The following is a 26,439-nucleotide window of genomic DNA, read 5'->3' on the forward strand; positions in this document are numbered from 1 at the left end:
CCGCAGGCTTCAGCCGCGCGCCACCGTGGTCGCGTGCACCGACTCGGGCGCCAGCAGCGTCCGCAGGTGCTCCAGCGCCAGCTCGGGCCGCGCCGCGCCGCACATGAAGACGTCCAGCGCGGCGAACTGGTGTTCGGGCCAGGTGTGGATGCTGATGTGGGATTCGCTCAGCAGGACTACGCCGGTCACGCCAGCGCCGTCGCCGAAATGATGGAAGTGCGCGCTGAGCACGCGCGCGCCCGCCGCCTGCGCCGCGGCGACCAGATCGCGTTCCAGCGCCTGCGCGTCGGTCAGCCGGTCCGCCGGCACGCCGCGGAAATCCGCCAGCACGTGGCGGCCGGGTGTGGCATACGGGGTCACTTGTGGGATCCGCCCGACGACCAGCCCGACCCGCCGGACGAACTGCTGCCCCAGCTGCTGCTGGAGCCGCCGCCAGACATGCGCGCGCCCGGCGAGCTGACCCCGGTGGCGAAGATCACCACCACGATGGCGTAGACGGTATATAGCAGCTTGCCCATCTTGTCATTCGTCCTTGCCGGATAGTTTGTCCGCCAGCGCCGCCGGAATCCACAGGAACGCCGCGCCGATCAGGAGAGGAACGATGCCCCCGCTGAAGATATTCTCGAAGTTCAGGAAGGCCAGCGCGATCATGGCCGTCCAGGCAAACTTGCGATATCCCCCGGGTTTGCCGCTAAGCGGCATGGCCTTCTGCTTGGCCAGTTCAGGGTCCCCGAACCATTCGGCCAGTTGCGCCGGCGCCACCGGCCCTGAAGCCGACCAACCCAGTTCGGACTCGCTCAGTTCGCGGGTCAGCTTGAGGTTGCCAGCCTTGTAATCCGTGATCTTGGTGCTGTCGCCGACCTTGACGCGCCAGTTGAACGCGCCCAGCGCCAGCTCCACCCGCGAGGTGTAGTCGTACAGTTTCTGATAAAGCTTGGAGTTCCAGCGCACGCTGCTGGCGTTGTTGTGGCTGGGCCAGGTGTCGCACACCCGCACGCGCTCCCAACCTTCGTCGGTTTCCACCAGCCAGATGAACCCCTTCACCGGATTGAACAGCAGGTACTCGATCCAGTCGGACGGTTCCTCGGGATCCGGATCGGCGCACTTCATCAGGCCGATGAGCGTGTAGGAAGCGCCGTCGATCTTGGCCACCGCGCCCAGCGCCAGCGTGGTCTTGATGGCCTTGACCTTGCGGGCCTTCTCGATGACTTCGGCCGTGGGGCCCGAGCAGTCGACCGCGGCCGCGCACGAGGGGCAGACCACCTGGGTGGCCATGGCGGCCACGAAACTTATCGGCCCGCCGCAGTTCGGGCAGTCCAGCGCCTTGATCTGACCACGGAAACGGCCGGCCGTCTCCTCGACCTGCTCGTTGGTCCGCAACGACGCCGCCTGCATGGCGGACAGGTCGAACGCCTTGCCGATGTACAGCTCGGGCTCGGGTCCGTCGGAAAAGTCCAGTGTGAGGAACGCGTCCAGGCAGCGGTAATCCGCCACCTTGGCCAGCCAGCCCTCGCCCGGCACGAACGGCAGCTCGCCTTGCGTGCCGCCCGCCTGGCAGGCGCGCACGTCGGCGGCGGTGTAGCGCTGCCCGTCCAGCTTCAATTCGTCGCCGGGCGCGATGTCGTCGAACGCCGGCATGCCTTGCGTGGACTTGACCTTGCGCCGCCGGGTCACGGCGTACTGGCCCGAGGCGTCCGACAGCCAGCCATCGGAGCCGTCTTCGAACCAGAGGTACCACTCGTTCCAGAAGCCGTCTTCGTAGCGCAGCTGGATGCGGCCGATCAGATCGAAGCGCTTGCCTTCATGGGTGCCGGCCGCGCCCAGGCACAAGGGCGAGTAGTCCTCCAGGACTTCGGCGGCCTCGCCGATGCGTTTGACCGACTCGGCGTCCTTCAGCAAAGTGCTGCGGCAGGCGCCGCAGACCGCCATGACGGATGCCGCGGACGTGAATTTGACTGGGGCGCCGCACTGCGGACACAGAACCTGCTGCATGGAGCCTTAGCTGGTGAGTTTCTTCAGCACTTCGGCCTTGGCCGAATCGTAGTCCGCGGCCGTGATCAGGCCTTTGTCCAGCAGGTCCTTGAGCTGCTGCAGCCGCTGCGCCGGATCGCCGCCCGCTGCGGCAGGCGCCTGCTGGGCTGGCTGCTGCGCCGCCTGCTGCGGCTGCCCCTGGGCGCCGGCGAGGCCCGCGGCCATGGTCTGGCCCAGCGCCGCGCCGGCCGCCAGGCCCGCGCCGATGCCGGCGATGCCGCCCTCGTTCTGCGCCGCCATCGGAATGGCCGTGGCGGTCTGATACTGGGTGAACTTGCCCAGGTCGCCGGCCATGCCCATGGAAATCCGGGTGTCCAGCGCTTTTTGCAGCTCTTCCGGCAGCGAAACGTTCTCGACCGTGAAGTTGTCCAGCTTGACGCCGTAGCGGTCAAACACCGGCCCCAGTTGCTCGGCGATGCTTTGCGACATCAGCCCCTGGTTGCCGGCCATGTCCAGGAACGGCACTTTGGAGCCGCCCAGCGCCGTCGTCATCGCCGCGACCACCATGTTGCGCAACTGCGCCTCCAGGTCGTCCACGGTGTATTCGTCGCGCGTGCCGCTGATCTCGCGGTAGAACTTGGCGGGATCGGAGATCTGGTAGGAATACACGCCGAAGGCGCGCAGGCGCACCATGCCGAACTCGCTGTCGCGCAGGGTCACCGGCTGGGCCGTGCCCCAGCGCCGGCCCAGTTGCAGGCGGGTGCTGAAGAAGATCACGTCCGACTTGAAGGGCGACTCGAACAGCTTGTCCCAGTTCTTCAGGTACGTCAGGATCGGCAGCGTCTGCGTGGTCAGCTTGTACATGCCGGGGCCGAACACGTCGGCCACCTTACCCTCATTGACGAACACCGCCATCTGCGACTCGCGCACGGTCAGGCTGGCGCCATACTGGATTTCGAAGTCCTGCATCGGATGGCGCCACGCGAGCACGCCGTCGCGGTCCTCGTTCCATTGCAGGATGTCGATGAACTGCTTGCGGATGAATGAACCGAGACTCATGAGTAGTCCTCCTGTCAGATCGGGTTCGGCGCCTGTCCGTATCAGGTCAGGCTGGCGGCGTTGACGATGCCGGCGGCGATCGAAATCGACCCGATCAGCCCGCCCATGGCGATGTTGTTTTCTTCGATGGCCTCGTTCATGCCGCGCACGGCCTGGGACACGCCCACGTACACGACGATCTGCACCAACATGGCCACAAGCCCCCAGAGCAGGAACATGGCATAGCTGGCGTGGATCGCGATGCTGGAGCACAAGGTAAAGCTGAAGCCCACCAGCGCGCCGCCATACGACAGCACCGCGGCGATATTGCCTTCGCGGATCAGCTCGAATTCCTTGTAGCGCGTGACGGCCGTGTAGACCAGGGTGAAGACACCCAGCATGGCAAGCGCGGACGCCATATAGATCAGATAGGTCACCACCGGATGCATTGCTTCTCCCATTGCCACCCTCCTAATTGCGCGCAGTATATACGGCGCGTTCGATATACTGCGAACGCATTTTTCGTGTCGGACACCTCATGCGCGACCGCGTTCTCATTCTTTCGGTATTGATCGTCGCCTCCTGCGGTTTGGGCTATGAGCTCATCAGCAGCGCGCTGGCCAGCTATTTGCTGGGGGATTCGATACTGCAGTTCTCTTCCGTCATCGGCTGCTATCTGTTCGCCATGGGCATAGGCTCGTGGTTGTCAAAATATGTAAGAGACGAAGACGTTTTGAATCGCTTCATCGATGTGGAGCTGCTGGTCGCCCTGTTGGGCGGCGTCTCCGCCGCGGTGCTGTTCCTGGTCTTCGCCTGGATGGCCGCGCCCTTCCGCGCGGCCCTGTATGTAGGCGTGTTCCTCATCGGCCTGATGGTCGGCATGGAGATCCCGCTGGTGATGCGGGTGTTCAACCAGCGCAAGACCGAGTTCCGCGAAATCGTTAGCCGCGTGCTGACCTTCGACTACCTGGGCGCACTGGCCGTGTCGCTGGTGTTCCCGCTGCTGCTCGCCCCCAAGCTCGGCCTGCTGCGCACCAGCTTCCTCTTCGGCATCATGAACGCCAGCGTGGCGCTGTGGACCACCTGGCTGTTCCGCGCGGAGCTCCACCGGCCCGGCGAGAAAGCCATCCGCGCCAGCGTAGTGATCGGCTTCCTGGGGCTGGGCTTCATCTACTCCGGCAACATGACGGCCTGGGCCGAGAAGGGCCTGTACGGGGACGATGTGGTGCATGCGGAAACCACCCAATACCAGCGTCTGGTGGTCACGCGCTGGCATGACGACCTGCGCCTCTATATCAACGGCAACCTGCAGTTCTCGTCGCGCGACGAACACCGCTATCACGAAGCGCTGGTGCACCCCGGCCTGCAAGCCCTGCCCTGGGCGCGCAACGTGCTGGTGCTGGGCGGCGGCGACGGCCTGGCCGTGCGCGAAATCCTCAAATACAAGAATATCGAACGCGTGACGCTGGTGGATCTGGATCCGGCCATGACCGGCCTGTTCTCGCGTTCCGAGCCGCTGGTCAAGCTGAACCAGGGGTCGCTGAAGGATCCGCGGGTCACGGTCATCAACGACGATGCCGGCCGCTGGCTGGAAACCCATGCCGAGGTCTATGACTACATCGTGGTGGATTTTCCCGATCCGTCCAATTTCGGCCTGGGCCGCCTGTACTCGGTGCCGGTCTATCACCTGATGGCGCGCCACCTGGCCGAGAACGGCTATATGGTGGTGCAGTCCACCTCGCCCTACTTCGCGCCGCGCTCGTTCTGGAGCGTCGATGCCACCCTGAAGGAAGCCGGGCTGAACACCTGGCCGTACCACACCTATGTGCCGTCCTTCGGCGACTGGGGTTTCATCCTTGCCAGCAAGCGCCGCGACTACGAGCCGCCCGCCAGCATTACCGTGCCGACGCGCTATCTGGATCCGGTCACGACGCGCGAACTATTCCACTTTCCCGCCGACATGCCCGCGCTGGCGATGCCGCCGAACCGCTTGAACGAGCAGTCGCTCGTGCGCTACTTCGACGAAGACTGGCGCAAGGTCATCCGCTGATGCGGCGGCGCAGCTTCCTGCTGGGCGCGGCCACGGCAGCGATTGCCGGCACCGCCGGGTATTACCGCTCGCGCATCGTCGAGACCACGCCGGAAATCCATTACCCAGGCATGCAGGCGGGCCACGCCCTGCGCGACGGCGCAGCCTGGCCACAGCCCTCGGCCAACCACCAGCGCGACGTCGTGATCCTGGGCTCGGGCGTGGCGGGTCTGTCCTGCGCCTGGAAGCTGGCGCGCGAAGGGCATACCGATTTCCTGGTGGTGCAGGGTCCCGAATTCGAAGGCAATGCCGCGGCCGGCCTGCGCGACGGCCTGGACTACCCCTTGGGCGCCCACTACCTGCCGCTGCCCTCGCTGGCCTCCACCCATGTGCGCGAGATGCTGGCCGACTTCGGCATCATCGAGCGCGGCGCAAGCGAGGCCCGCCCCTACTACGACGAAACCGCTTTGGTGCACTCGCCCCAGGAACGCCTGCTGCGCGACGGCCGCTGGGAAGAAAGCCTGCTGCCCATGAGCGGGTTGCCGGAAGCAGACCTGGCGCAGCACCGCAAATTCCTTGCCCTGATCGAGCGTCTGCACACGCAGACCGGCAACGACGGCCGCAAGGTCTTCAGCATCCCGCTCACGCTTTCGTCGCGGGACCCGGCCTGGCGCGCGCTGGACGCGATTACGTTCAAGCAATGGCTGGAACGCGAAGGCTATACCTCGCCCGCGCTGCACTGGTACCTGAACTACTGCTGCCGCGACGACTACGGCGCGCAGTACGACGTGGTTTCGGCCTGGGCCGGCCTGCACTATTTCGCCAGCCGGGACGGCCATTCCGCCAACGCGGGCGAAGGCGCGGTGCTGACCTGGCCCGGCGGCCTGTCCATGCTGATGCAGCGCATGCGCGACGCCATCACGAGCAAGCTCGGCCATGCCGGCTGGCTGGTTGCCGGCACTGCGGTCCGGATGCAGGAAACGGCCGCCGGGCCGCGGGTTACCTGCCTGGCTTCGGCTTCGGTCGCCTACACGGTGCAGGCCCGCCGCGCCGTGTGCGCGATGCCGTTGTTCGTGGCCCAGCGCATCCTGCCCGACATCCGCGCCTACGGCTACGATCCGGCGGTGCACGCGCCGCCGCATGCGCCCTGGATGGTGTCGAACTTCGTCATGGAAGGTTATCCCGCCGAAGCCCCTGGCGAACCGTTGTCCTGGGATAACGTCGTCTATCAAGGCAAGGCGCTGGGCTACGTCGTCTCCACGCACCAGCTGCTGCGCGTGGCCCGTACGCCGCGCTGCGTCTTCACCGCCTACCACGCGCTCAGCGAAATGAAGCCCGAGGCCGCGCGCCAGTGGCTGACGCGCGCCAGTCCGGAGGAACTGCGGGCCGAGGCCGCGTCGGATCTGGTCGCGGCCTACGGCCAGGAATTCTGGCGCCACGCGCGCCAACTGGAAATCACGGTACGCGGCCATGCCATGGCCTCGCCGCTCTGCGGCTACCTGTCCAATCCGGGACTGGCGGCCTTGCGCGACGTGGACGGCCCGGTGCTGTTCGCGCACGCGGACCTGTCGGGCTATTCCGTGTTCGAGGAAGCCGCGTGGTGGGGCGTGGCTGCCGCTGGGCGGATCATGGGTCAAAAGCCGCCGCAGGCCTGAAGTTCGCGCGCCGCGTTTTCGCCGGCCGCCTGCAATACAATTCCGCGAGCTTGCCGGGCATCACGGCACCTCCTGACCGGACTCAGATAAAAAGACATGGGAAAGCACGTCGTTGTCCTAGGCGCGGGTATCGTGGGCGTCTGCTGCGCGCTGGAACTGCAGCGCCGCGGCCTGTCCGTCACGCTGGTGGACCGGCAGGAGCCGGGGCTGGACACCTCGCTGGGCAACGCCGGCGTGATCGCGCGCAGTTCGCTGATGCCGTTCAACCATCCCGGCTTGTGGGCGCAGTTGCCACGGCTGCTGAAGAACGACACCGTGCAGTTCCGCTACAAGCTGAGCTACCTGGCGCAGAACCTGGGCTGGGCGGCGCGCTTCCTGCTCAATGCCCGGCCGGCGGTGTTCAAGCAGACCGTGGCGGCGCTGGACGGGCTGATCCGGCTCTCGGCGCCGGAGCATCTGCGGTTGCTAAACGAATCGGGCGCCGCGCACCGGCTGCGTGATACCGGGTGGATATTCCTGTACCGGTCTGAACAGGGCTGGAACAGCGGCGAACTCTCGCGCAAGACCTTTGCCCAGTACCAGGTGCCGACCCAGATCCTTGCACCCGGCGAGCTGGCGGAAATCGAACCCGCGCTCGCGCCGATCTTCCAGCGCGCGCTCTGGATCCAGGGCTCGTATTCCGTCGATGATCCGCACGAGGTGGTGGCGGCCTACGCCGCCCTGTTCCGCCGATCCGGCGGCACGTTCAGACGCCTGACCGCCAGCGCCATCCGCCGCGAGGGCCAGGGCTGGATCGTGCAAGGCGCCCAAGGGTCCGAATCAGTGGAGGCGGATCGATTGGTGGTGGCGCTCGGCCCTTGGTCGAAGCGCCTGCTGAAGACGGCGGGCATAGACCTGCCCATGGCGTTCGAGCGCGGCTACCACATGCATTACAGCGGCGCAGACGGCGCCAGCCTGACGCGCCCGGTCTACGACACCGGCGGCGGCTACGTGCTGTCGCCCATGGCGCGCGGGCTGCGCCTGACCACGGGCGTGGAACTGGACGCCTGCGAGGCGCCCGCTCGGCCGCTGCAGCTGGAACTGGCGGAGGCGCGGGCCCGCGAGGCGTTTCCGCTGGACCGGCGGCTGGATGCCGAGCCATGGCTGGGGCGGCGTCCGACCCTGCCCGACAGCCGGCCGATGATAGGCGAGGCGCCGCGCCACCCCGGCCTGTGGCTGGCGCTGGGGCATCAGCACATCGGTTTCAGCACCGCGCCCGGCACCGCCAGGATATTGGGCGAACTCATGTGCGACGGCGTTGCGGCTGCCGGCCACGAGGCGTTCCGGCCGGGCCGGTTCATCTAGGCCGGCAGGCCGCCCCGCGCAGCCTGCGGGAACCGGCTGCGACTCACGCAGCCGGCAACTGGCGCTCAGCCCAGCAGCAAGGCGTCGTCGGAAATCTTCTCGCCGCGCACGCGCTCGAACATGGCCAGCAGGTCCGGCACATCCATGCCGCGGCGCTCGTCGCCCGATACGTCCAGCACCACCTGCCCCTGATGCAGCATGACGGTGCGGTCGCCCACGTCCAGCGCCTGGCGCATGCTGTGGGTCACCATCATCGTGGTGAGCTGGCTTTCGGCGACGATGCGCGCCGTCAGCTGCAGCACGAAGTCCGCCGTGCGCGGATCCAGCGCCGCCGTGTGCTCGTCCAGCAGCAGGATGCGCGAGGGCTGCAAGGCCGCCATCAGCAGGCTGACCGCCTGGCGCTGGCCGCCCGACAGGAGGCCGATGCGGTCGGTCAGGCGGTTTTCCAGGCCCAGGCCCAGCGTGGCCAGGCGCTCGCGGAAGCCCTCCTTCATGGAGGCCTTGACCGCGCGACTGTAGCCGCGGCGCGCGCCGCGCATCTGCGCCAGCGCCATGTTCTCTTCGATGGTCAGGTCTTCGCAGGTGCCCGCCATGGGGTCCTGGAACACGCGGGCCACGCGGCCCGCGCGCGCCCACACCGGCTGGCGCGTGACGTCGACGCCGTTGATGTCGATGCGGCCGGAGTCGACCGGCAGGTCGCCCGACACCGCGTTCAGGAAGGTGGACTTGCCGGCGCCATTGGAGCCGATGACGGTCACGAACTGGCCCGAGGGGATCTCCAGCGACAGGCCGCGTAAGGCGCGGGTCTCGATGGGCGTGCCAGCGTTGAACGTAATTTTCAGGTCTTTTGCGGACAACATATCAGCGCACCTTTTTGCCGACCAGGCGGCGCTTGAGCATGGGAATGACCAGGGCGAACGTGACCAGCACCGCGGTGACGAGGTTCAGGTCTTGCGCCTTCAGGCCGATGAAATCGCTGTTCAGCGCCAGCGCGATGAAGAAGCGGTAGACGATGGCGCCGATGATGACGGCCAGCGTCGCCAGCACCAGCTTGCGCGACGGCAGGATGCTTTCGCCCACGATCACGGCGGCCAGGCCGATCACGATGGTGCCGATACCCATGGAGATGTCCGAGCCGCCTTGAGTCTGGGCGAACAGCGCGCCCGCCAGCGCGACCAGCGCGTTGGACAGCGCCATGCCGCCCAGGATCATGCGCCCGGTATTGACGCCCTGGGCGCGGGCCATGCGGCCATTGGAGCCGGTGGCGCGCACGGCCAGGCCGGTCTGCGTGGCGAAGAACCAGTCCAGCGCCAGCTTGGCCAGGATCACAATCACGATCAGGATCAGCGGCCGGGCGACATAATCCGACAGCCATTCGGGCTGCAGGACGGTGAATACGGTGGATTCGGTGATCAGGGGAACGTTGGGCTTGCCCATGATGCGCAGATTGACCGAGTACAGCGCGATCATCATCAGGATGCTGGCCAGCAGGTCCATGATCTTGAGCTTGACGTTCAACCAGCCGGTGACCAGTCCGGCCGCGGCGCCCGCGACCGTGGCAATGACGGTGGCGAGGAAGGGGTCGGTGCCCGAAGCGATCAGCGTGGCACAGACCGCGCCGCCCAGCGGGAAACTGCCGTCAACGGTCAGGTCCGGGAAGCGCAACAGACGGAACGAGATATACACGCCCAGAGCCACCAGGCTGAAGATCAGGCCGATCTCCAACGCGCCTAACAACGAGAACAATGACATGGGTCAAATCCAATCAGTAAGAAGCGAGCATATTAAGAAGTTGCACGAAGGCAAGAAACGAGCATATTAAAGAGTTGCAACGTCGGATATCTTGCGTTTCGGGGTCAGTTTTACCCCAGCTTTCGCAAGAAACGTTTCTCGGCGGTGGATTTTCTCTCGTTTCCTGCCAAAGCGTTCCCGTGCCGGGCGGCCAGGCCGCCAGCAGGAGTCTGCAGGACCATTCAGGGAGCAAAAACGCCGGGCGGGCTCGACGCCATAAGGCGGGCCGCCGGCCATTCAAGACCAGCACATTGCGCCGGGCCGCGAGCATCTTGTGAATGCTGCCGCCCTGAAGACCATGGGGTAAGGCAAGACACCAAAAAATAAAACAAACCCCGCTCACGCCGGGTAGGCATGGCGGGGCAGGTACGGCTGATTATTACTTCACAACCACCGCGGCCGACTTGATGATCGCATCGGACAGGGTCACGCCCTGCTTGGCGGCGGCGCCCGGGTTCACGTAGAGCTCGAGCTTGGAGATCGTTTCCGAAGGGATGGCGCCGGGCTTCTCGCCCTTCAGGATGCGCACCACCACCTTGCCCGTCTGCACGCCCAGGTCGCGGTAGTTGATGCCCAGGGCGGCGATGCCGCCGCGCTTGACGCTGTCGGTGTCGGACGCAATCAGCGGGATCTTGGCGTCGTTGCCGACCTTGACCAGCGACTCATAGGCCGACACGACGTTGTTGTCGGTGTTGGTGTAGATAACGTCGACCTTGCCGATCAGGCTGCGGGCCGCGGAAGCCACGTCCACCGAACGCGGCGCGGCCGCTTCGACCAGGCTCATGCCCGACTTCGGCAGGATTTCCTGCAGCTTCTTCACGACCACGACCGAGTTGGCTTCGCCCGGGTTGTAGACAATGCCCACGCGCTTGGCGTTGGGGACGATTTTCTTGATCAGTTCGACCTGCTTGTCCAGGGCCAGCAGATCCGACACGCCAGTCACGTTGGTGCCCGAGGCGTCCATGCTGGCAACCAGCTGGGCGGCGACCGGATCGGTCACGGCGGAATACACCACCGGCACGTCCTTGGTGGCTGCGACCACGGCCTGGGCCGAGGGAGTGGCGATCGCGACGATGGCGTCGGGCTTGTCGCCGACGAACTTGCGCGCGATCTGGGCGGCGGTGCCGTTGTTGCCCTGGGCGCTCTGGTATTGCCACTTCAGGTTCTTGCCCGGCTCGTAGCCGGCTTGCTTGAGGGCGTCCTGCACCCCGTCACGCACGGCGTCCAGCGCCGGATGCTCGACGATGGCGGTCACCGCCACCGACTTCTGCTGCGCCGCCACCGGCGCGGCGATAGCCATCGCCAGCGCCATGGCGCCAACCGTCAGAAAATGTTTTTTTCCGATCAGCATAGTTAAGCTCCTTGAACCCTTGTATTTGCTCATTATTACGGCGCCGCTGGCGGCTCCCCGCCGGCCGGACTAGCCATAAAGCCGTATAGTCTAACTTGCCGCCACCCCAAAACGTTTGGGGGGAATCCCTGAAATGGTGCATGCCTCAACGGCATGCCCCGCGACGGAGCGCAGCGGCGTCAATATACTGAAAAAGCCCGGAATCGCTTTGGCCGGACAGACAGAAACCGGACTCTTTCCCAGCCGCCACCCGCAGCATCCAGAGGCCACATCATGATCAAACGCGCATTGGGCCGCTCCGGCCTGCAGGTTCCCCCGCTCACCTTCGGCGGCAACGTCTTCGGCTGGACCGTCGACGAAGCCGGCACCTACTCGCTGCTGGACGCGCTGGTGGACGCCGGCCTGAACTTCATCGACACGGCGGACGTGTATTCCCGCTGGGTCCCGGGCAACCAGGGCGGAGAATCCGAAGCCCTCATCGGCAAATGGCTCAAGCGCTCGGGCAAACGCGACCGTGTGCTGATCGCCACCAAGGTCGGCATGGAGATGGGACCCGACGCCAAGGGCCTGGCGCCCGCCTACATCCGCCGCTCGCTGGAAGCTTCCCTGGCCCGGCTGCAGACGGACCACATCGACCTGTACCAATCGCACCAGGACGATCCCGACACGCCGCTGACCGATACCCTGGCCGAATACGCCAAGCACATCGAGTCCGGCAAGGTGCGCGCCATCGGCGCATCCAACTACACCGCGGTGCGGCTGTCGGAAGCGCTGATCGCGAGCGAGCGGCACAGCCTGCCGCGCTACGAGAGCATCCAGCCGGAATACAACCTGTACCGCCGCGAGCCCTTCGAGTCAGGCCTGCAAAGCCTGGTGAAGACGCAGCAGATGGGCACGATCAATTACTACGCGCTGGCCAGCGGGTTCCTCAGCGGCAAGTACCGCAGCCCGGCCGACGCCGGCAAGAGCCCACGCGGCCGCAAGATCATCGAAACCTATCTCAACGAGCGCGGCTACCACATCCTGAAAGCGCTGGACGAAGTGTCCGAGGATGCCGGCTGCACGCCCGCACAAGCCGCACTGGCCTGGCAGATCGCGCAACCCGGCATCACCTCGCCCATCGTCAGCGCGACCTCGCTTACGCAACTGGACGAACTGGTCAAAGCGGCCAGCCTGACGCTGACGCATGATCAGCTGGCCAAGCTGAGCCAGGCGAGTGAATGGCGGTGATGAGGGGGGGGTAGTGGAGAAGTCGGGCGGACCGAAGCGGCGCGTCCGTGTTCCATGAAGCAGGTTTTCCAGGCCAGAAAAAGAAATCCCCGGCTCAAGGCCGGGGTGACATCAGGTCTTATATGATGGGTCGTAGGCTTGCGCCCATTGGAAGCCACCACCAACCTTGGAGAAATTCTATTCCGCACGGCTGCCTCCGGTCAATCTTGGACGGCCGTGGATTTTCCCAGGGTGAGTGAAATGCCAACAACACTGCAATATCGGCCTGTTCTGATTGACACGCTCATCAGCAACGAGCGCATGAACAGCTACCAGACTGTCTTCCGCCCCTCGAACGATGTAGAGCTGATGGGCGTTTATCTGTGGAACACCTGCGCCAGCGGCGCGTTGTATCCACTGATCAATGCCGTGGAAATCAGCTTGCGCAATGCCATCGACCAGGCGCTGACCGCTGATCTGGGGTCGTTCTGGTGGTCGGGCGCCCGACTGCGGTATCAATCCTATGCGCCCGGCGCAGCACCGCCCTATGCCGTGCAGGCGGTGCATGACAATTTCGTCAAGGCGACACGCAAGTACATCGGCGAGGTACGCAGCCGCCACCGCCTACGCGGTCACATCACTCCCAATCATGCTGGCGTTATTTCCAAGACGGATTTCTCGTCCTGGGAGTTCCTGCTCGATGCCGATTTCATGGGCCGGGGCCTGATTTGGCCCAAGCATCTTTCAACCGTGTTTCGCGGGGCCTGGCCGGCCCGCCAGGCGAGCGTCGTGCTGGCACATGGCAGAGAGCTGGTCGCAACGCTGAGGGAATTCCGCAACCGGCTTTTCCATCACGAACCCGCGTGGAAACGCTACGGCGTTCAGACCGAGGCCGACGCGTTGCAACACCTGCAGGAAAAGATCGACAAGGCGGAAAGTTTGCTGGCCTTGATCCACCCGGAGAATCTGCGGTTGCTGCAGATAAACGGCCTGCTACGCGACGCGCGCAGGGCCTGCACCGCAGGCGAGATACGCCGCTTTCAGCATCGGCTCCAGACCCGCAGAATCAGCTCCTTACGCAAGCTGGCCAGACTAGTGGATCAATCTGGACGAGAAAACAGGGCTCTCGCAGCGAAAGTCCATCTGGGATGCAGGCGGCGCTTCCTGATTCTGCCGGAATGACGAAGCAGCCAAGCCGCCCAGACGAAAAGGAAGGCGGTTTGCGAGCGGCGAACCGAGCCGATCGCAAACCCCTCTCCGACCCACCCTCGATCAATCCAGCTTCACCCCCGAGTCCTTCACCACCTTGGCCCAGCGCTGGACTTCGCTGTCGACGAACTTGCCGAACTCGGCGCCTGTCAGCGTGGGCACGGCCGAACCGTTGCCGGCCCAGGTTTCCTTGATCTTCGGCGCGTTCAAGGCCTTGGTGATCTCGGCGCTCATCCTGTCCACGGCTTCCTTGGGCGTGCCTGCGGGCGCCCAGATCGCGTACCAGGTCGACACCACGTAGTTCGGCACGCCGGCCTCGGCGGCGGTCGGCACGTCGGGCAGCGATTGCGAACGCTCGGTGGCGGCCACGGCCAGCGGCTTGATCGTGCCGGAACGGATATGGCCCGCGGACGAACCCAGGCCGTCGAACGCCAGGTCCACCTGTCCGCCGATCAGGGCCGACAGCATGGGACCCGCGCCCTGGTAGGGCACATCCACCAGCTTGATGCCGGTCTGCATCGCGAACAGCTCGCCGGCCAGGTGGTGTGTGCTGCCCTTGCCCGCGGTGCCGAAGTTGATTTCCCCGGGACGCTTCTTGGCGTAATCGATCAGTTCCTGGACCGTCTTCACCGGCAGCTTGGCCGGGTTGATGACGATGACCTGCGGCGGCTGCGCCACCAGCGCGACCGGCACGAAGTCCTTCTGGATGTCGTAGTTCAGGTTCTTGTACAGCGAGGGGGCCAACGCGTGATGCGCGCCGCCCATGAAGAAGGTATAGCCGTCGGGCCTGGCCTTGGCCGCGACGCCCGCGCCCACGGTCCCGCCTGCCCCGCCCTTGTTGTCGATGACCACGGGCTGGCCTAGCTGCGTGGTCAGTTGCTGGGCCAGCGGACGAGCGAAGGTGTCCGTGCCGCCGCCGGCGGGGAACGGGACGATCAGCGTGATCGGGCGTTCGGGCCATTGCGCGGCGGCGACACCGCCAAAACCCAGGGCGGCCACGGCGAACACGGCCGCGGCGGTGGTCCGATATTTCATATTGTCTCCTCTTGCTGCAGCATGGGGACGGCGCGGTTTTGTGCGTCTCGTCTCTTGAAGTTCTTGTAGGGAATGGGCTGCCTGGACCTGCGGTTGGGTGTGGACGTGGACTCCTGAAAGATGGCCTGCACAGCGCGAACGCCGCGCCCGGCCGGGAAAATCCGCTACCCGGAGCCGGGCAGCGGTCCGGGCGAACGTCAGAGCGTCTTATAGGTTTCGCGCAGCACGTTCTTCTGCACCTTGCCCATCGTGTTGCGCGGCAGTTCACCGACGATGTGCAGGCGCTTGGGCACCTTGAAATTGGCGATGCGCGATTTCAGCTCGGCCTGCATGGCGTCCGCATCCAGCGCCACGCCATCCTTGGGCACCACCACTGCCACCACGGCCTCGCCGAAATCGGCATGCGGCACGCCGATGACCGCCGATTCAGCCACGCCGGGCATGTCGTCGATCAGCGTCTCGATTTCCTTGGGGTAGACGTTGAATCCGCCGGAAATGATCAGGTCCTTGCTGCGGCCCACGATGGACAGGTAGTCCGCCGGCACATCGCGTCCGGCGGACTCGCCGCCCCAGCGGCCCACGTCCCCGGTCTTGAACCAGCCGTCCGCGGTGAATTCCTCGCGGGTCTTTTCCGGCATGCGCCAGTAGCCCGAGAACACGTTCGGCCCGCGCACCTGCACATTGCCGATCTCGCCCGGCGCGAGCGCAATGCCGGCATCGTCGACCACCCGCACCTGCACGCCAGGCAAGGCGCGGCCCACGGTGCCCGCCAGGCGCTCGCCCAGCTTGGGGTCATAGGGATTGGAGGTGAGCATGACCGTCTCGCTCATGCCGTAGCGTTCCAGGATGGCGTGGCCGCTGCGCTGCTGGAAGTCCGAGAAGGTCTCGGCCAGCAAGGGCGCCGAACCCGAAATGAAGAGGCGCATGTTGGCGCAAACGTCGCGGTCGAAGCGCGGGTCGGCCAACAGGCGCACGTAGTAGGTCGGCACGCCCATCATTACCGTGCTCTGCGGCAGGTAGCGCAGGGCCTGGTCGACGTCCAGCTTGGGCAGCCAGATCATCCTGGCGCCGGCCAGCAAGGCGCCATGCGAGGCCACGAACAGCCCGTGCACATGGAAGATGGGCAGCATGTGCAGCAGCACGTCGTCCGAGCGCCAGCCCCAGTACTCGTGCAGCACTCGGGCATTGGCCGCCAAGTTGCCATGCGACAGCATCGCGCCCTTGCTGCGGCCGGTGGTGCCGGAGGTGTACAGAATGGCGGCCAGGTCATCGGGCTGGCGCGCCACGGTCTTGAAGGTCTGCGGCAGACCGCCGGCGGCATCCAGCAGCGAGCCGCTGCGGTCCTCGTCCAGCGTGTACACGTGCGCGGTGCCAGCGCGATCGGCGGCGCGTTGCACCCAGTCCAGGTTCTTGCTGGCGCAGACCACCACGGCCGGCTCGGCGTTGCCCAGGAAGTATTCGATTTCCGATTCGCGGTAGGCGGTGTTCAGCGGCAGGTACACCAGGCCGGCGCGCAGCGTGGCCAGGTACAGCAGCAGCGCTTCGGGTGATTTCTCGACCTGCACCGCCACGCGCGAACCCGCCGGCAGATCCAGCGAGGTCAGCAGATTGGCCAGGCACGCGGTGGCGCGATCGATATCGTCCCAGGTGTATTGCAGGTCGGGCGTTTCCAGCGCGACTTTGCTGCGGTCTTTGGGAAAGCCGCCTTGCAGGACAGCGTATAGATTTGCGTTGCTCACCTTGTCTAGTCTCCGGAAAAGGAAGGGTCCTCGCCGGCCAGGAAAGCGCGCACGCCCTCCTTGTGGTCCCGGCTGTCGGCGTACGAGAAATAATCCTGGTATTCGGCTTCGGTCAAAGCGCCACCCGCGGCGAGCCTGCGCGACAAACGCTTGTTGATGCGGGCCGCCAGCGGCGCGCCGGCGGCGATGCGCCGGGCGCTGCGCGTGGCCGCGTCGGCCACCTGGTCGTCGGCGACGATGCGGGTCAGCAGGCCCAGTTCGCGGGCCTCTTCGGCGCCGAAGACGCGGCCTTCGAGCAGGATGGCCAGGGTGGCGGCGCGCCCGACCAAGGCCAGGAGGCCGCTCATTTCGTCGGGCGCCATGGGAAAGCCCAGGCGGTTGATCGGCACGCCGAAGCGAGCCGACTCGCCGGCGATCCGCAGATCGCACTGGCTGGCGATCTCCAGGCCGCCGCCCACGCACACGCCCTCGATCTGCGCCACCACCGGATGCGGACACAGGGCGACCGCCTGCAGGGCAGGCGCCAGCACCTCGCGGTGGTAGCGCTGTACGCCGGCCATGTCGCCGCGCTGCGCGGGGAATTCGCGGATGTCGGCGCCGGCGGCGAAATTGCCGCCCTCGCCGCGCACGATCACGCAGCGCAGGGCGTCATCCTGTGCGATGCGGGTGAACACGTCCCGCAGTTCATGCCACATGCCCACCGTGATCGCGTTCAGGCGCCCCGGGTGCGATAGCGTCACCCGGGCCAGATCGCCCTCGCGCTCCAGCAGCACGCGGCCGGCCACGTTGTCCGTCATGTCTCCTGCCCTCTTTCTTATGTTGTTGGGTAGCGAGCGCGGCGCTTACGCCACGCGTCCCACGCCGCGGCTGACCTGCGGCTTGCCCTCTCCGAGCAGGGCCAGGTTGTCGTCCAGTTCATCGAGGTCGTAGAGGTAGTTCACCATCATGCCGCAGGACTGCTTGAGTCCCTTGGGCGAGGTATCCGCGGCCCAGTTGAGCCGTTCGATACGCGCACCGTTGCCCAGGTGAAAACGCGCCACCGCGTCCACCGGCATGCCGTTCTTCATGGACTGCAGATAATTGGCCGTCAGGCGGAAAGCGGCACGCTTGACCACGTCCACGGCCTTGCCTTGGGCCGCCTTGGCCAGGCGCGCGACCCAGCGCTGCCCATCGGGCACGCCCTCGCGCTTGCGCGACTTGGCGCGCACCTTGTCCTCGCGCACGATGGCCTCCACCGCCTCGGCGTCCAGCTTGGCCAGCCAATCGGCGAAGCCCGGGATGGGCGACAGCGTGGCGAAGGACTTCAGCTTGGGCAGTTCGTGCAGCAGCTGCTCGACCACCCGCTTGAGCAGGAAATTGCCGAAGCTGATGCCCTTCAGGCCGGGCTGCGTGTTGGAGATGGAATAGAAGATGGCCCAGCGCGCCTTGTCCAGGTCCTGCGGCGGCAAGGTGCTGTCCAGCAGCACCTGCACGTTGTCGGCCATCTGGCTGGCGAAGGCCACTTCCACGAAGATGAGCGGCACGCCCGGCATTTGCGGATGGAAGTAGGCGTAGCAGCGGCGGTCCGGCGAAACGCGGCGGCGCAGGTCGTCCCAGGAGGTGATCTCGTGCACGGCCTCGTAGAGGATCAGCTTTTCCAGCAGCGACGCCGGCGAATCCCAGGTCAGCGGCCGCAATTCCAGCAGGCCCACGTCGAACCAGGCGGACAGCAGGCCTTCGAGATCCTTGTCCAGCGTCTGGATGCCCGCCACCTGCTTGCGCCAGCGCAGCATGTCCGCGCGCAGTTCGACCAGGAAGCGCAGGCCCTGGGGCTGGGCGTTGAAGCGCTTGAACAGGCGCACGCCCTCGCCGCCGTCGCCCGCATAGCCGCCGCGCGCCTGCGCCAGCGCCGTCAGCATCAGCCGGCGGTCCTTGCCGTCCGCGGCGCTGTACTGCTCGCACCAGCGGCGCGCCAGCTTGTTGGCGGCCACATCGGTCAGGCGCGCTTCGAACAGGCGCCGGACTTCGGATTCGCTGGGCAGCCGGCCGCGTTCCCACAGTTTGCCCAGGCGGGACATCAGGCCGGCGCTTTCAGCGGCGGCAGCAGCGGCAACGGCCGGCGCGGCACCGGCCGCCGCCTCGACGGCATCGGCCTCGGGCTCAGGCGTGCGTGCGCCGCGCGCGGGTGCGAGATTGGCGGGTGCGGACATGGGCGGGCTCCTCGATGACGATGGGATCGGACGGCGCCGCGTCGGCAGCATCCGCATGGCTCAATGCGCGCAGCGCTTCCAGCTGCCGCATCAGATGGTTGTGCGCGAGCGCTTGCGCGGCCTCGCAGTCGTGCGCCTTGAGCGCCTCGAATATGGCCAGGTGTTCGGCGCAGGACTGCTGGATGCGGCCCGGCTGCGACAGACTGCGGTGGCGCGACAGGCTCAGCACCTTGCGCAGATTGCCCACCATGTCCGACAGCCATTGGTTGCCGGCCAGCGCCTGCACCGCCTCGTGGATCAGGTAATTGGTCTTGTAGTAGGCATCGATGCGGCCGGCCTGGGCGTGGCCCGCCAGCGCCGCGTGCAGCGGCTCAAGTTCGGCCAGTTGCGCATCGCTGGCCTTGCGCGCGGCCTCGAAGGCGCAGCGCCCTTCCAGCATGGCCATCAGTGGGAAGATGTCTTCCAGGTCTTGCGCCGACAGCTCGTTGACGAAGCAGCCCCGGCGCGGCTCCAGCCGCACCAGCCCTTCGGTGGCCAGCACCTTGAGCGCCTCGCGCAAGGGAGTGCGCGAAATGCCCAGCTCGCCCGCCAGGCGCAATTCGTCGATCCATTCGCCGTTACGCAGGGAGCGCGCATGGATCATGCCGCGCAGGCGGTCCGCGACTTCCAGGTAGAGGGCTTGCCGGACGATGGGTAGGGTCATGGGTCAGCGGCCTGGACTATGCCGTAATTCATAATTATGAATAAGACCATGATAGAGCCGGATGCGGGAAAAAGAAAACCCCTTACGTCTCGGTAGCTACCCTAAGAAAAAAAGGGCCCCCCGCCTTGCGGAGGCCCGGTGGCCCGTCCTTGGAAAATTGGACTGGACGTCAGAAGTGCAATACCCCGTCCACCGCGTGGCGGGTCAGCGAGCGGGCCCAACGGCGCGCCGGCAGGCCGTACTTGGCCTCCACCACCTCGGCCCGGGCCAGCAATTCGGCGGGCGTGACTTCCAGTCGCGGACCGGAGAATGCCAGCACGATCTGGTTGCCCGCTTCGACTTCGGGCAGCAGCACGATGCGGTCGTCGAAGGCCTTGGAGAGGTTGTCGATGTTCTTGCCGAAGCTCTCGTGGCGGCCGAACAGGTTCACGGCCAGCACGCCGACCTCGCCCAGCACGCGGCGGCAGTCGCGGTAGAACTTCACGCTGTCGCGCACCGGTCCCTCGGCGGAAGCGTCGTACAGGTCCACCATCAGCACCGGGCAGCGCCCCGCGTTCATGGGATCGGCCACCCAGGCGCCAGCATCGGCGTGCTCGACTTCGAGGCGGTTCGCGCCAGGCAGACGGAAGAACATATGGCAGGCCGCCGTCACGCGCGGATTCCACTCCACCGCCAGCAGCGGGCTGCGCGTGTGCTTGACGCAGTAGCGCGCCAGCGAGCCGGCGCCCAGGCCCAACATGCCGATGGCTTCTTCCTTGGGCGGCTCCAGGAACAGCAGCCAGGCCATCATCTGGGCGGTGTATTCGAGCACCAGCTCCGACGGATTCTTGATGCGCATGGCGCCCTGGACCCAGACGGTGTTGAAGTGCAGATAACGGACGCCGTCCACCTCGGACAGGGTCGGCTGGTCCAGCTCGGAAGGAAAGTTCGATTTGTGCATGGCGGCGATTGTAGGTCGGACGCCGCCCTTGCGTCAGGCGCCCGACCATGGCGCTAGGCCGCCTGCCTGACGCCCCCGCCCTCCCAGATGCGTTCCAGCAGTTTCGCGCGCGACGCTTCCGCCTGCAGGCTGGCTGCCAGGCGCAGCACCCGCTTCAGATACAGATGCGCATCGCACTCCCAGGTGACGCCCAGGGCGCCATGGACCTGGATGGCGTTCTGCGCGGCGCGCCGGCCGGCTTCGACCGCCAGCAGCGGCGCGAAGAGGCTGTCGCGTTCCGTCGTGGCGGCGCCCGCATCATGCGCCGCGACGGCCGCGATGCCCGCCAGTCTGGCGTCGTCCAAGGCCATCCAATCCTCGGCCAAGCGATGCTTGATCGCCTGGTTGGCGCCAATGGCGCGGTCGAACTGGCGGCGCTCGCGCGCATGGGCTGCGGCCATTTCCAGCGCGGCCGAGGCCGCCCCCAGCAGCTCGGCCGAACGCAGCAGGCGCAGCCGCGTGCGCAACCGCTCCCAGGTTCCAGCCTCGACCTCCAGTTCGACGCTCTCCAGCACCCGCGGACGGACCACGCGCGCCACGGGCATGGTCGGATCGAGTCCGGCGGAACCGGACACTGGCGCCAACACCTCCAAGCGCAGGTGGGTGGCGTCCAGGCGCCGCGCCGCCAGGACGCGCACGCCCTCGCCCGCGCCTTCGATAAAGGCGGAGCCGTCGGGACGCATGGCGGCGTCGGCGAAATACGTATCGCCCGCCATCACGGCACCCGCCCATTGCGCGGCCAACCCTGCCGCTCCCGCCGCGCACAAGGTTGGCAGCACCACCATATTGGCCGCCAGCGGCAGGCTCAGCAGGTGCCGCCCGGCGGCTTCGGCCACGATCCAGGCTTCACGCATGCCCAGTCCCAGCCCGTCCTGTTCGGCCGGCGCCAGCAAGGCCGGCCAGCCCTGGGCGGCGATCTCGCGCCACTGCGCCAGGCGCGCTTCATAGGGCTTGCAGGCCGCGGCGCGGGCCACGGATGGCGGATGGCGGTCGGCCAGAAATCGCCGGGCCGCGTCGTCCAGCATGCGCTGGTCTTCGGTCGGATGCAGATCCATGAGGTTCAAGCCTTGGGCAGGCCGAGCATCTGCTCGGCGATGATATTGCGCTGGATTTCGGAGGTGCCCGCCAGTATGGTTTCGGCGCGCGACCACAGGTAGGCGTGCGTCAGTTCGGCGGCATGCGCGTCGGGCGCGCCGTCCGCCAGGCATGCGTCCTCGCCCAGCAATTGCAGCGACAGTTCCAGCAAGCGCTGATGTGCTTCGCTCCAATGGATCTTGGTGGACGAGCCCTCCGGCCCCGGCGGATCCCCGCGCATCGCGCCGGCCAGCGCGCGCTGCGATTTCAGCGCCAGCACATGACTGTCGGCCGCCAGCCACGCCCACTGCTGGCGCACCGCCGCCGAAGACGCCGGCACATGGCCATGGGCATCGGCGCGCAAGGCCAGTTCGCGCACCTCGCTCAGTTCCTGCGCGAAGCGCACCAACCGCGGGATGAAGTAAGTGCCGCGCTCGAAACTGGCGGCGGCCATGGCTATCTTCCAGCCCTGGTTCGGCTCGCCCAGCAGGCAGTCCCCGGGCACGAACACGTCTTCGAAGAACACCTCGCAGAATTCGGCCTCGCCAGTGATCTGCCGGATGGGCTCGACCCGTACGCCAGGGCTGCGCATGTCGACCAGCAGGAAGCTCAGGCCCCTGTGCTTGGCCGCCTGCGGATCGGTACGCGCCAGCACGAAGCACCACTGCGCGCGGTCGGCGAACGAGGTCCAGATCTTGTGGCCGTTCAGCCGATAGCCGCCGGGCGCGGCCTCCGCCCGTGTGCGCACCGACGCCAGGTCGGAGCCGGCGCCCGGCTCCGAATAGCCCTGGCACCAGACTTCGCGGTTCGACAGAATGCCGGGCAGGAAACGGCGCTTCTGCGCCTCGCTGCCGAAATGCAGCAGGGTCGGCGCCAGGATGCCGTGTCCGATCAGGTTCACGCCTAGCGGCGCGCCGCAGCGCGCGTGCTCTTCGTGGAACACCGCCTGCCGCGATAGCGGCAGGGCGCGGCCCCCGTGCTCCTTGGGCCAGCCCAGCCCGGACCAGCCGTTGGCGCACAGGGTGTCTTCCCACGCGCGCCTGAAATCCAGGCTGCGCGGCTCGGCCCCGCCCGGCCAATCCTTGACGAAACGGGCGTAGGCCGATGCCAGCCAGCCGCGCAGGTCCAGGCGGAATGCCTGGTCTTCCCGCGCGGCGCTTTCCAACTGCGTCATGCCATCACTCCAGGCGGATGTTCGAGTCGCGCGCGACCTTGGCCCAGGTGGTCACGTCCTGGCGAATGAAGGCGGCGAAAGTCTTGGGGTCGCTGCCGATGATGTCCAACCCCAGGCCGGTGAACTGCGCCTTGACGTCGGGCTGCTGCAGGATCTGCGCCAGGTTGCTGTAGATCTTGTCCACCACCGGCTGCGGCGTGCGCGCCGGCGCCACCAGGCCCAGCCAGGGCATGGCCGAATAGCCCGGCAGGCCCGAGGCCGCCACCGTCGGCAGGTCCGGCACCGAGGCCGAAGGCTGGGCGGTGGTCACCGCCAGCACGCGCAGCTTGCCGTCCTTGACGAAGGGGCCGGACGAGGCCCAGGCGTCGAACATGACTTGCAGGCGGCCCGCCACCAGATCGTTGAGCGCCGGCGCGCTGCCCTTGTACGGGATGTGCGTCATCTGCACGCCGGCCATGCTGTTGAAGAGTTCGGCCTCCAGATGGGTCGAACTGCCCGTGCCGACCGAGCCGTAGCTGACCTTGCCCGGATTCGCCTTCAGGTAGGCGATCAGCTCGCCCACGTTCTTGGCCGGCACCGAGGGATGCACCTCCAGCACGTGCACCACCGAGGCCACCTGGCTGATGGGCGCGAAGTCCTTGATCGGGTCGTAGTTCACCTTGGCGTAGATGCTGGGCGCGATGCCCAGCGACGAGGCCGCCATCAGCAAGGTATAGCCGTCGGGTTCGGCGCGCGACACGTAGTCGGACGCGATCATGGTGCCGCCGCCCGGCTTGTTCTCGACGATCACCGGCTGACCCAGCTTGCCGCTGAGCTTTTCCGCCAGCAGGCGGCTCATGATGTCGGTCGCGCCGCCTGGCGAGAACGGCACCACGATGCGTATCGGGCGGTTGGGATAGCTGTCCTGGGCCATGGTCTGGCCCGTGACGCCGATGCAAGCCAGCGCGACGCCGGCCAATAGCTTCTTCATCATGCTTGTCTCCTCCTGGGGTGCATTGCGCGCTTGGCGCTACGGGGTTGCGGGCAGGATCAGCGCGTCCAGTACCGCGACGCCTTGTCCCGCCTCTTTGATCAGCAATGGATTGACTTCGATTTCCGCCACATGCGCGGGCGCGGCAAGCAGGGCATTGCCCACCGCCACGATGCTTCTGCACGCAGCCGCCACGTCGGCTTGGGGCTTGCCGCGGTAGCCGTCCAGCAGCGCGTAGGCCTTGAGTTCCTGCAGCATTTGCAGCGCGATGTCCTCGTCCACCGGCAGCAGGCGATGACTAGTGTCCTGGTACAGCTCGGTCAGCACGCCGCCCAAGCCCACGGTCAGCACCGGGCCGAAGACGGGATCGCGCGTGGCGCCGACGATGATCTCGGCCACGCCGCGTTCCATCTTCTGCACCATCGCGCCGTCGATGCGTGCGTCGGGCTGCGCCGCGGCCGCGGCACGCGTTACTTCGGCAAAGGCGCGGCGCACGGCCTCGTCGTCGGCCAGGTTCAGCGCCACGCCGCCCGCCTCGGTCTTGTGCGCGATGTCGGCGCTCAGGATCTTCAGTGCCACCGGATAACCGGCTGCACGCGCTTGCGCGACGGCTTCGTCCGCATTGACGGCCGCGCCCACCCGCGCTTGCGGCAAGCCAAAAGCGGCCACGTATTCGCGCGCGTCGGCTTCGTTGCAGGGCAAGGCCGGAACGGCGGCCGCGGCCAGGTCCGGCGCCGCCGCGATGCGTTTGGCGCCGCGCGCCTCGCACCACAGCAGGTAGGGTGCCAGCGCCGCGACCGCCAGGCCCAGGTCCTCGAACACGGCCACCTCCGCATCGCGCAGAGCGGCGCGGCTCTGGGCCAGGCCGGTATCGATGGCGACGAACAGCCGTTGATGCCGGCGCGACACATCCGTCAGCGCGTCGGCCATGCGGTCCAGCATATAGCCGGGCGCGTACACGACCACCGCGTCGATCGCGTCGGTCGTGGCCAGCGCCTCCAGCACGGTGTGCACGAAAGCCGGATCGTTGACCACGTTGCCGGTAACGTCCACCGGATTGCCGACCATGCCGTAATCGGGAATACCGCCGCGCAGCACCGCCTGCAGGTCAGGCGGCAGGTCAGGCAGGTCCAGCCCCGCGCCGATGAACTTGTCCGCCAGGATCGCGCCCAGCGCGCCCGACATGGTCAGCACCGCGACGCGCTTGCCCGCCGTGCGGTGCCGCAGCGTGGCCAGGCTGGCCAGGTGCGCCATCTGCGCGAAATCATTGGCCTCGATCACATTCAACTGGCGAAACGCCGCGCCGTACACGCGCCGGTCGCCGGCCAGCGCCGAGGTGTGCGACTGCACCGCCTGCGCGCCCTTGTCCGTGGTGCCGGCCTTCAGTGCGATCAGCAGCTTGCCCTGGCGCTCCAGTTCGCGGCAGGCGCGTATGAAGCGTTCGCCGTCGCGCAGCTGCTCGATGTAGCCCAGCACGATTTCCGTCTGCGGATCCGCCGCCAGGTACTCCAGGTATTGCGAGAAATCCAGGCAGGCTTCATTGCCGGTATTGATGAAGTGCGAGAACGGCAGGTCCAGCCGGCGCGCGATCGCGTAGACCGCCGCGCATACGTTGCCGCTCTGCGTCAGCAGGCTGACCTTGCCCGGTCCTGTCTGCGCCGGCGCGGTCTTGAAGACCGAGGCGAACGCCGTGTGGGCCTGCGTGTTCAGGTTGGCGAAGCCCATGCAATTCGGACCCGCCACGGCCATGCCACTTTCGGCCACGAAGGCCTCCAGCTCATCCTGCAGGCGCGCGCCGTCGCCGCCCGCTTCGGCAAAGCCCGCGGCGTAGACGATGGCGGCGCGCACGCCCTTGGCGTGGCAACGGCGCAGCATGGGCGTGACGTCCGCGGCCGCGATGGCCAGCACCGCCAGGTCCACCGGCTCGGGCACGGCCTCGATGTCGGGCCAGCAGCGGCGGCCGAACACTTCCTGGTACTTGGGATTGACGGGATAGATGCCGCCCGCGTAGCCGAAGCGCGTCAACAGCTCCAGCGGCATGCCGCCGATGCGCCCGGCGTTGGCGCTGGCGCCGATCATCGCGATGGAGCGCGGATTGAGCAAAGGGTCCAGAGACGGGGTCATGCTGCCTCGCCCTTCTTATTGCGCTGGATGGCCTGCGCCAAGCCGCGTTCGCGCACGGCCTGGAATTCCTCGCTCAGATGCGACAGCTGGTGCGTGTCGAAATGCGCCGACAAGGCGGTGCGGAAGCCCTGCGCGTCGGCCGTGCGGTTCAGCGAACGCTTGATCAGGCGCAGGCCAAAGGGCGGTGCCTGTGCGATGCGCTGCGCCAGCGCCAGGGTCGCGGCGTCCAGCTCGGCTTCGGGCACCACGCGGTTCACCATGCCGATGCGCAGCGCTTCCTGGGCGTCGACCTTTTCGCCGGTGTAGAGCATTTCCTTGGCCTTGCGCAGACCCATGACCCAGGGATGGATCAACACCTCGGTCGCGGCCGCCGCCAGCGTGTGGCCCACCGGATCGGAAAAGTATGCGGTGTCGGAACACACCACCAGGTCGCACATATTGGCAATCATGAAGCCGCCCGCCACGCAGGCGCCCTGCACCTGGGCCACCGTCGGCTTGGGAAAGTCCCAGATGCGCATGCAGTAGCCGTAGTAGCGGCGCGACTCGTACTCCCAGCGCTCTTCCACCGTGAAATCGGCGCGCTTGGCCTGCGCTTCCTTCAGGTCGTGGCCGGCCGAAAAGTGCGCGCCGCGGCCGGCCAGCACCACGACCCGCACCGAGTCGTCCTGTTCGGCGCGCGTCAGCGCGTCGTCCAGTTCATCCAGCATCTGCTGGCTTTGGGCGTTGCGCGCGGATTCGCGCGCCAGGCTGATGCGGCATACCGAGTCGTGCCGCTCGACGGCCAGGGTGGCGTATTCCATGGTCTCCTCGTCCTTGTTCTGCCGCGCCTTGAAAGGCGGCGCGGTCGACTGGATT

Annotated in this window: 24 protein-coding genes; 5 read left to right on the forward strand and 19 right to left on the reverse strand. The window is 66.8% G+C overall.

What is annotated here, in order from left to right:
- Nucleotides 1-9: 9 nt before the first annotated feature.
- Genes speD through AC3WOB_RS22670 form a run of 5 tightly spaced genes read right to left on the reverse strand, consistent with a single transcriptional unit; the run spans nucleotide 10 to nucleotide 3,458 of the window.
- A complete protein-coding gene (speD, locus tag AC3WOB_RS22650; RefSeq protein ID WP_492276252.1) occupies nucleotides 10-360 on the reverse strand; it encodes an adenosylmethionine decarboxylase in 351 nt (116 codons plus the stop codon).
- The gene (locus AC3WOB_RS22655) at nucleotides 357-518 is read right to left on the reverse strand and encodes a hypothetical protein (protein WP_207472772.1); all 162 of its coding nucleotides are present in this window, start codon (nucleotides 516-518) and stop codon (nucleotides 357-359) included. The genes speD and AC3WOB_RS22655 overlap by 4 nt, the downstream gene beginning before the upstream one ends.
- Nucleotides 519-522: 4 nt before the next feature.
- Nucleotides 523-1,992, reverse strand: a complete 1,470-nt coding sequence (locus tag AC3WOB_RS22660) for a DUF4178 domain-containing protein (protein ID WP_492276253.1) — start codon at nucleotides 1,990-1,992, stop codon at nucleotides 523-525.
- A 6-nt stretch (nucleotides 1,993-1,998) separates the two neighbouring features.
- Entirely contained in the window at nucleotides 1,999-3,030 is a 1,032-nt protein-coding gene (locus tag AC3WOB_RS22665; protein WP_492276254.1) for an SPFH domain-containing protein, read from the reverse strand.
- A gap of 41 nt (nucleotides 3,031-3,071) precedes the next feature.
- On the reverse strand, nucleotides 3,072-3,458 hold the full coding sequence (locus tag AC3WOB_RS22670) for a DUF350 domain-containing protein (RefSeq protein ID WP_041654065.1): 387 nt from the start codon (nucleotides 3,456-3,458) through the stop codon (nucleotides 3,072-3,074).
- An 89-nt stretch (nucleotides 3,459-3,547) separates the two neighbouring features.
- Between AC3WOB_RS22670 and AC3WOB_RS22675 the strand changes: the two genes are divergently transcribed.
- The 3 genes from AC3WOB_RS22675 (at nucleotide 3,548) to AC3WOB_RS22685 (ending at nucleotide 8,037) form a co-directional block, all read left to right on the forward strand.
- A complete protein-coding gene (locus tag AC3WOB_RS22675) occupies nucleotides 3,548-5,059 on the forward strand; it encodes a polyamine aminopropyltransferase (RefSeq protein WP_013395023.1) in 1,512 nt (503 codons plus the stop codon).
- A complete protein-coding gene (locus AC3WOB_RS22680; RefSeq protein WP_492276255.1) occupies nucleotides 5,059-6,693 on the forward strand; it encodes an NAD(P)-binding protein in 1,635 nt (544 codons plus the stop codon). The genes AC3WOB_RS22675 and AC3WOB_RS22680 overlap by 1 nt, the downstream gene beginning before the upstream one ends.
- 96 nt (nucleotides 6,694-6,789) lie before the next feature.
- Nucleotides 6,790-8,037 (forward strand): NAD(P)/FAD-dependent oxidoreductase, encoded by a 1,248-nt coding sequence (locus tag AC3WOB_RS22685; RefSeq protein WP_492276256.1) that lies wholly within the window; start codon nucleotides 6,790-6,792, stop codon nucleotides 8,035-8,037.
- A gap of 65 nt (nucleotides 8,038-8,102) precedes the next feature.
- Here the strand turns inward: AC3WOB_RS22685 and AC3WOB_RS22690 are convergent, their stop codons facing one another.
- The 3 genes from AC3WOB_RS22690 to AC3WOB_RS22700 all read right to left on the reverse strand — a co-directional run bounded on the left by AC3WOB_RS22690 (nucleotide 8,103) and on the right by AC3WOB_RS22700 (nucleotide 11,179).
- On the reverse strand, nucleotides 8,103-8,897 hold the full coding sequence (locus AC3WOB_RS22690) for an ABC transporter ATP-binding protein (RefSeq protein WP_013395026.1): 795 nt from the start codon (nucleotides 8,895-8,897) through the stop codon (nucleotides 8,103-8,105).
- Between the two features lies 1 nt (nucleotide 8,898).
- Nucleotides 8,899-9,789 carry an ABC transporter permease gene (locus tag AC3WOB_RS22695; RefSeq protein WP_013395027.1) on the reverse strand — a complete coding sequence of 297 codons (891 nt, stop codon included), beginning with the start codon at nucleotides 9,787-9,789 and terminating at the stop codon, nucleotides 8,899-8,901.
- Between the two features lie 418 nt (nucleotides 9,790-10,207).
- Nucleotides 10,208-11,179 carry an ABC transporter substrate-binding protein gene (locus AC3WOB_RS22700; protein ID WP_013395028.1) on the reverse strand — a complete coding sequence of 324 codons (972 nt, stop codon included), beginning with the start codon at nucleotides 11,177-11,179 and terminating at the stop codon, nucleotides 10,208-10,210.
- A 273-nt stretch (nucleotides 11,180-11,452) separates the two neighbouring features.
- Between AC3WOB_RS22700 and AC3WOB_RS22705 the strand changes: the two genes are divergently transcribed.
- Both AC3WOB_RS22705 and AC3WOB_RS22710 read left to right on the forward strand, forming a co-directional pair.
- Entirely contained in the window at nucleotides 11,453-12,409 is a 957-nt protein-coding gene (locus tag AC3WOB_RS22705; protein ID WP_492276257.1) for an aldo/keto reductase, read from the forward strand.
- 147 nt (nucleotides 12,410-12,556) lie between these two features.
- Nucleotides 12,557-13,570: a MerR family transcriptional regulator gene (locus AC3WOB_RS22710; RefSeq protein WP_492276258.1), complete on the forward strand. Its 1,014-nt coding sequence runs from the start codon at nucleotides 12,557-12,559 to the stop codon at nucleotides 13,568-13,570.
- Between the two features lie 90 nt (nucleotides 13,571-13,660).
- On the opposite strand, the gene AC3WOB_RS22715 is transcribed toward AC3WOB_RS22710, so the two are convergent.
- The 11 genes from AC3WOB_RS22715 to AC3WOB_RS22765 all read right to left on the reverse strand — a co-directional run bounded on the left by AC3WOB_RS22715 (nucleotide 13,661) and on the right by AC3WOB_RS22765 (nucleotide 26,384).
- Complete coding sequence (locus AC3WOB_RS22715) at nucleotides 13,661-14,632, reverse strand: Bug family tripartite tricarboxylate transporter substrate binding protein (RefSeq protein ID WP_492276259.1); 972 nt, start codon at nucleotides 14,630-14,632, stop codon at nucleotides 13,661-13,663.
- Nucleotides 14,633-14,829: 197 nt separating this feature from the next.
- Nucleotides 14,830-16,371 carry a malonate--CoA ligase gene (locus AC3WOB_RS22720; RefSeq protein WP_492276260.1) on the reverse strand — a complete coding sequence of 514 codons (1,542 nt, stop codon included), beginning with the start codon at nucleotides 16,369-16,371 and terminating at the stop codon, nucleotides 14,830-14,832.
- Between the two features lie 5 nt (nucleotides 16,372-16,376).
- Nucleotides 16,377-17,168: an enoyl-CoA hydratase/isomerase family protein gene (locus tag AC3WOB_RS22725; RefSeq protein ID WP_492276261.1), complete on the reverse strand. Its 792-nt coding sequence runs from the start codon at nucleotides 17,166-17,168 to the stop codon at nucleotides 16,377-16,379.
- Nucleotides 17,169-17,213: 45 nt separating this feature from the next.
- A complete protein-coding gene (locus tag AC3WOB_RS22730; RefSeq protein WP_492276262.1) occupies nucleotides 17,214-18,560 on the reverse strand; it encodes a malonyl-CoA decarboxylase domain-containing protein in 1,347 nt (448 codons plus the stop codon).
- On the reverse strand, nucleotides 18,511-19,263 hold the full coding sequence (locus AC3WOB_RS22735) for a GntR family transcriptional regulator (RefSeq protein ID WP_013395034.1): 753 nt from the start codon (nucleotides 19,261-19,263) through the stop codon (nucleotides 18,511-18,513). The genes AC3WOB_RS22730 and AC3WOB_RS22735 overlap by 50 nt, the downstream gene beginning before the upstream one ends.
- 169 nt (nucleotides 19,264-19,432) lie before the next feature.
- Nucleotides 19,433-20,203: a class I SAM-dependent methyltransferase gene (locus tag AC3WOB_RS22740; protein WP_492276263.1), complete on the reverse strand. Its 771-nt coding sequence runs from the start codon at nucleotides 20,201-20,203 to the stop codon at nucleotides 19,433-19,435.
- Nucleotides 20,204-20,256: 53 nt separating this feature from the next.
- The gene (locus AC3WOB_RS22745) at nucleotides 20,257-21,297 is read right to left on the reverse strand and encodes an acyl-CoA dehydrogenase family protein (RefSeq protein ID WP_492276264.1); all 1,041 of its coding nucleotides are present in this window, start codon (nucleotides 21,295-21,297) and stop codon (nucleotides 20,257-20,259) included.
- A gap of 5 nt (nucleotides 21,298-21,302) precedes the next feature.
- Nucleotides 21,303-22,490 (reverse strand): acyl-CoA dehydrogenase family protein, encoded by a 1,188-nt coding sequence (locus tag AC3WOB_RS22750; RefSeq protein ID WP_492276265.1) that lies wholly within the window; start codon nucleotides 22,488-22,490, stop codon nucleotides 21,303-21,305.
- A 4-nt stretch (nucleotides 22,491-22,494) separates the two neighbouring features.
- On the reverse strand, nucleotides 22,495-23,463 hold the full coding sequence (locus AC3WOB_RS22755) for a Bug family tripartite tricarboxylate transporter substrate binding protein (protein WP_013395038.1): 969 nt from the start codon (nucleotides 23,461-23,463) through the stop codon (nucleotides 22,495-22,497).
- A 36-nt stretch (nucleotides 23,464-23,499) separates the two neighbouring features.
- A complete protein-coding gene (locus AC3WOB_RS22760) occupies nucleotides 23,500-25,584 on the reverse strand; it encodes an acetate--CoA ligase family protein (RefSeq protein WP_492276266.1) in 2,085 nt (694 codons plus the stop codon).
- Nucleotides 25,581-26,384 carry an enoyl-CoA hydratase gene (locus tag AC3WOB_RS22765; protein WP_013395040.1) on the reverse strand — a complete coding sequence of 268 codons (804 nt, stop codon included), beginning with the start codon at nucleotides 26,382-26,384 and terminating at the stop codon, nucleotides 25,581-25,583. The genes AC3WOB_RS22760 and AC3WOB_RS22765 overlap by 4 nt, the downstream gene beginning before the upstream one ends.
- Nucleotides 26,385-26,439 lie beyond the last annotated feature (55 nt).

It is taken from the genome of Achromobacter sp. FW305-C-30-7 (genome assembly GCF_058783105.1).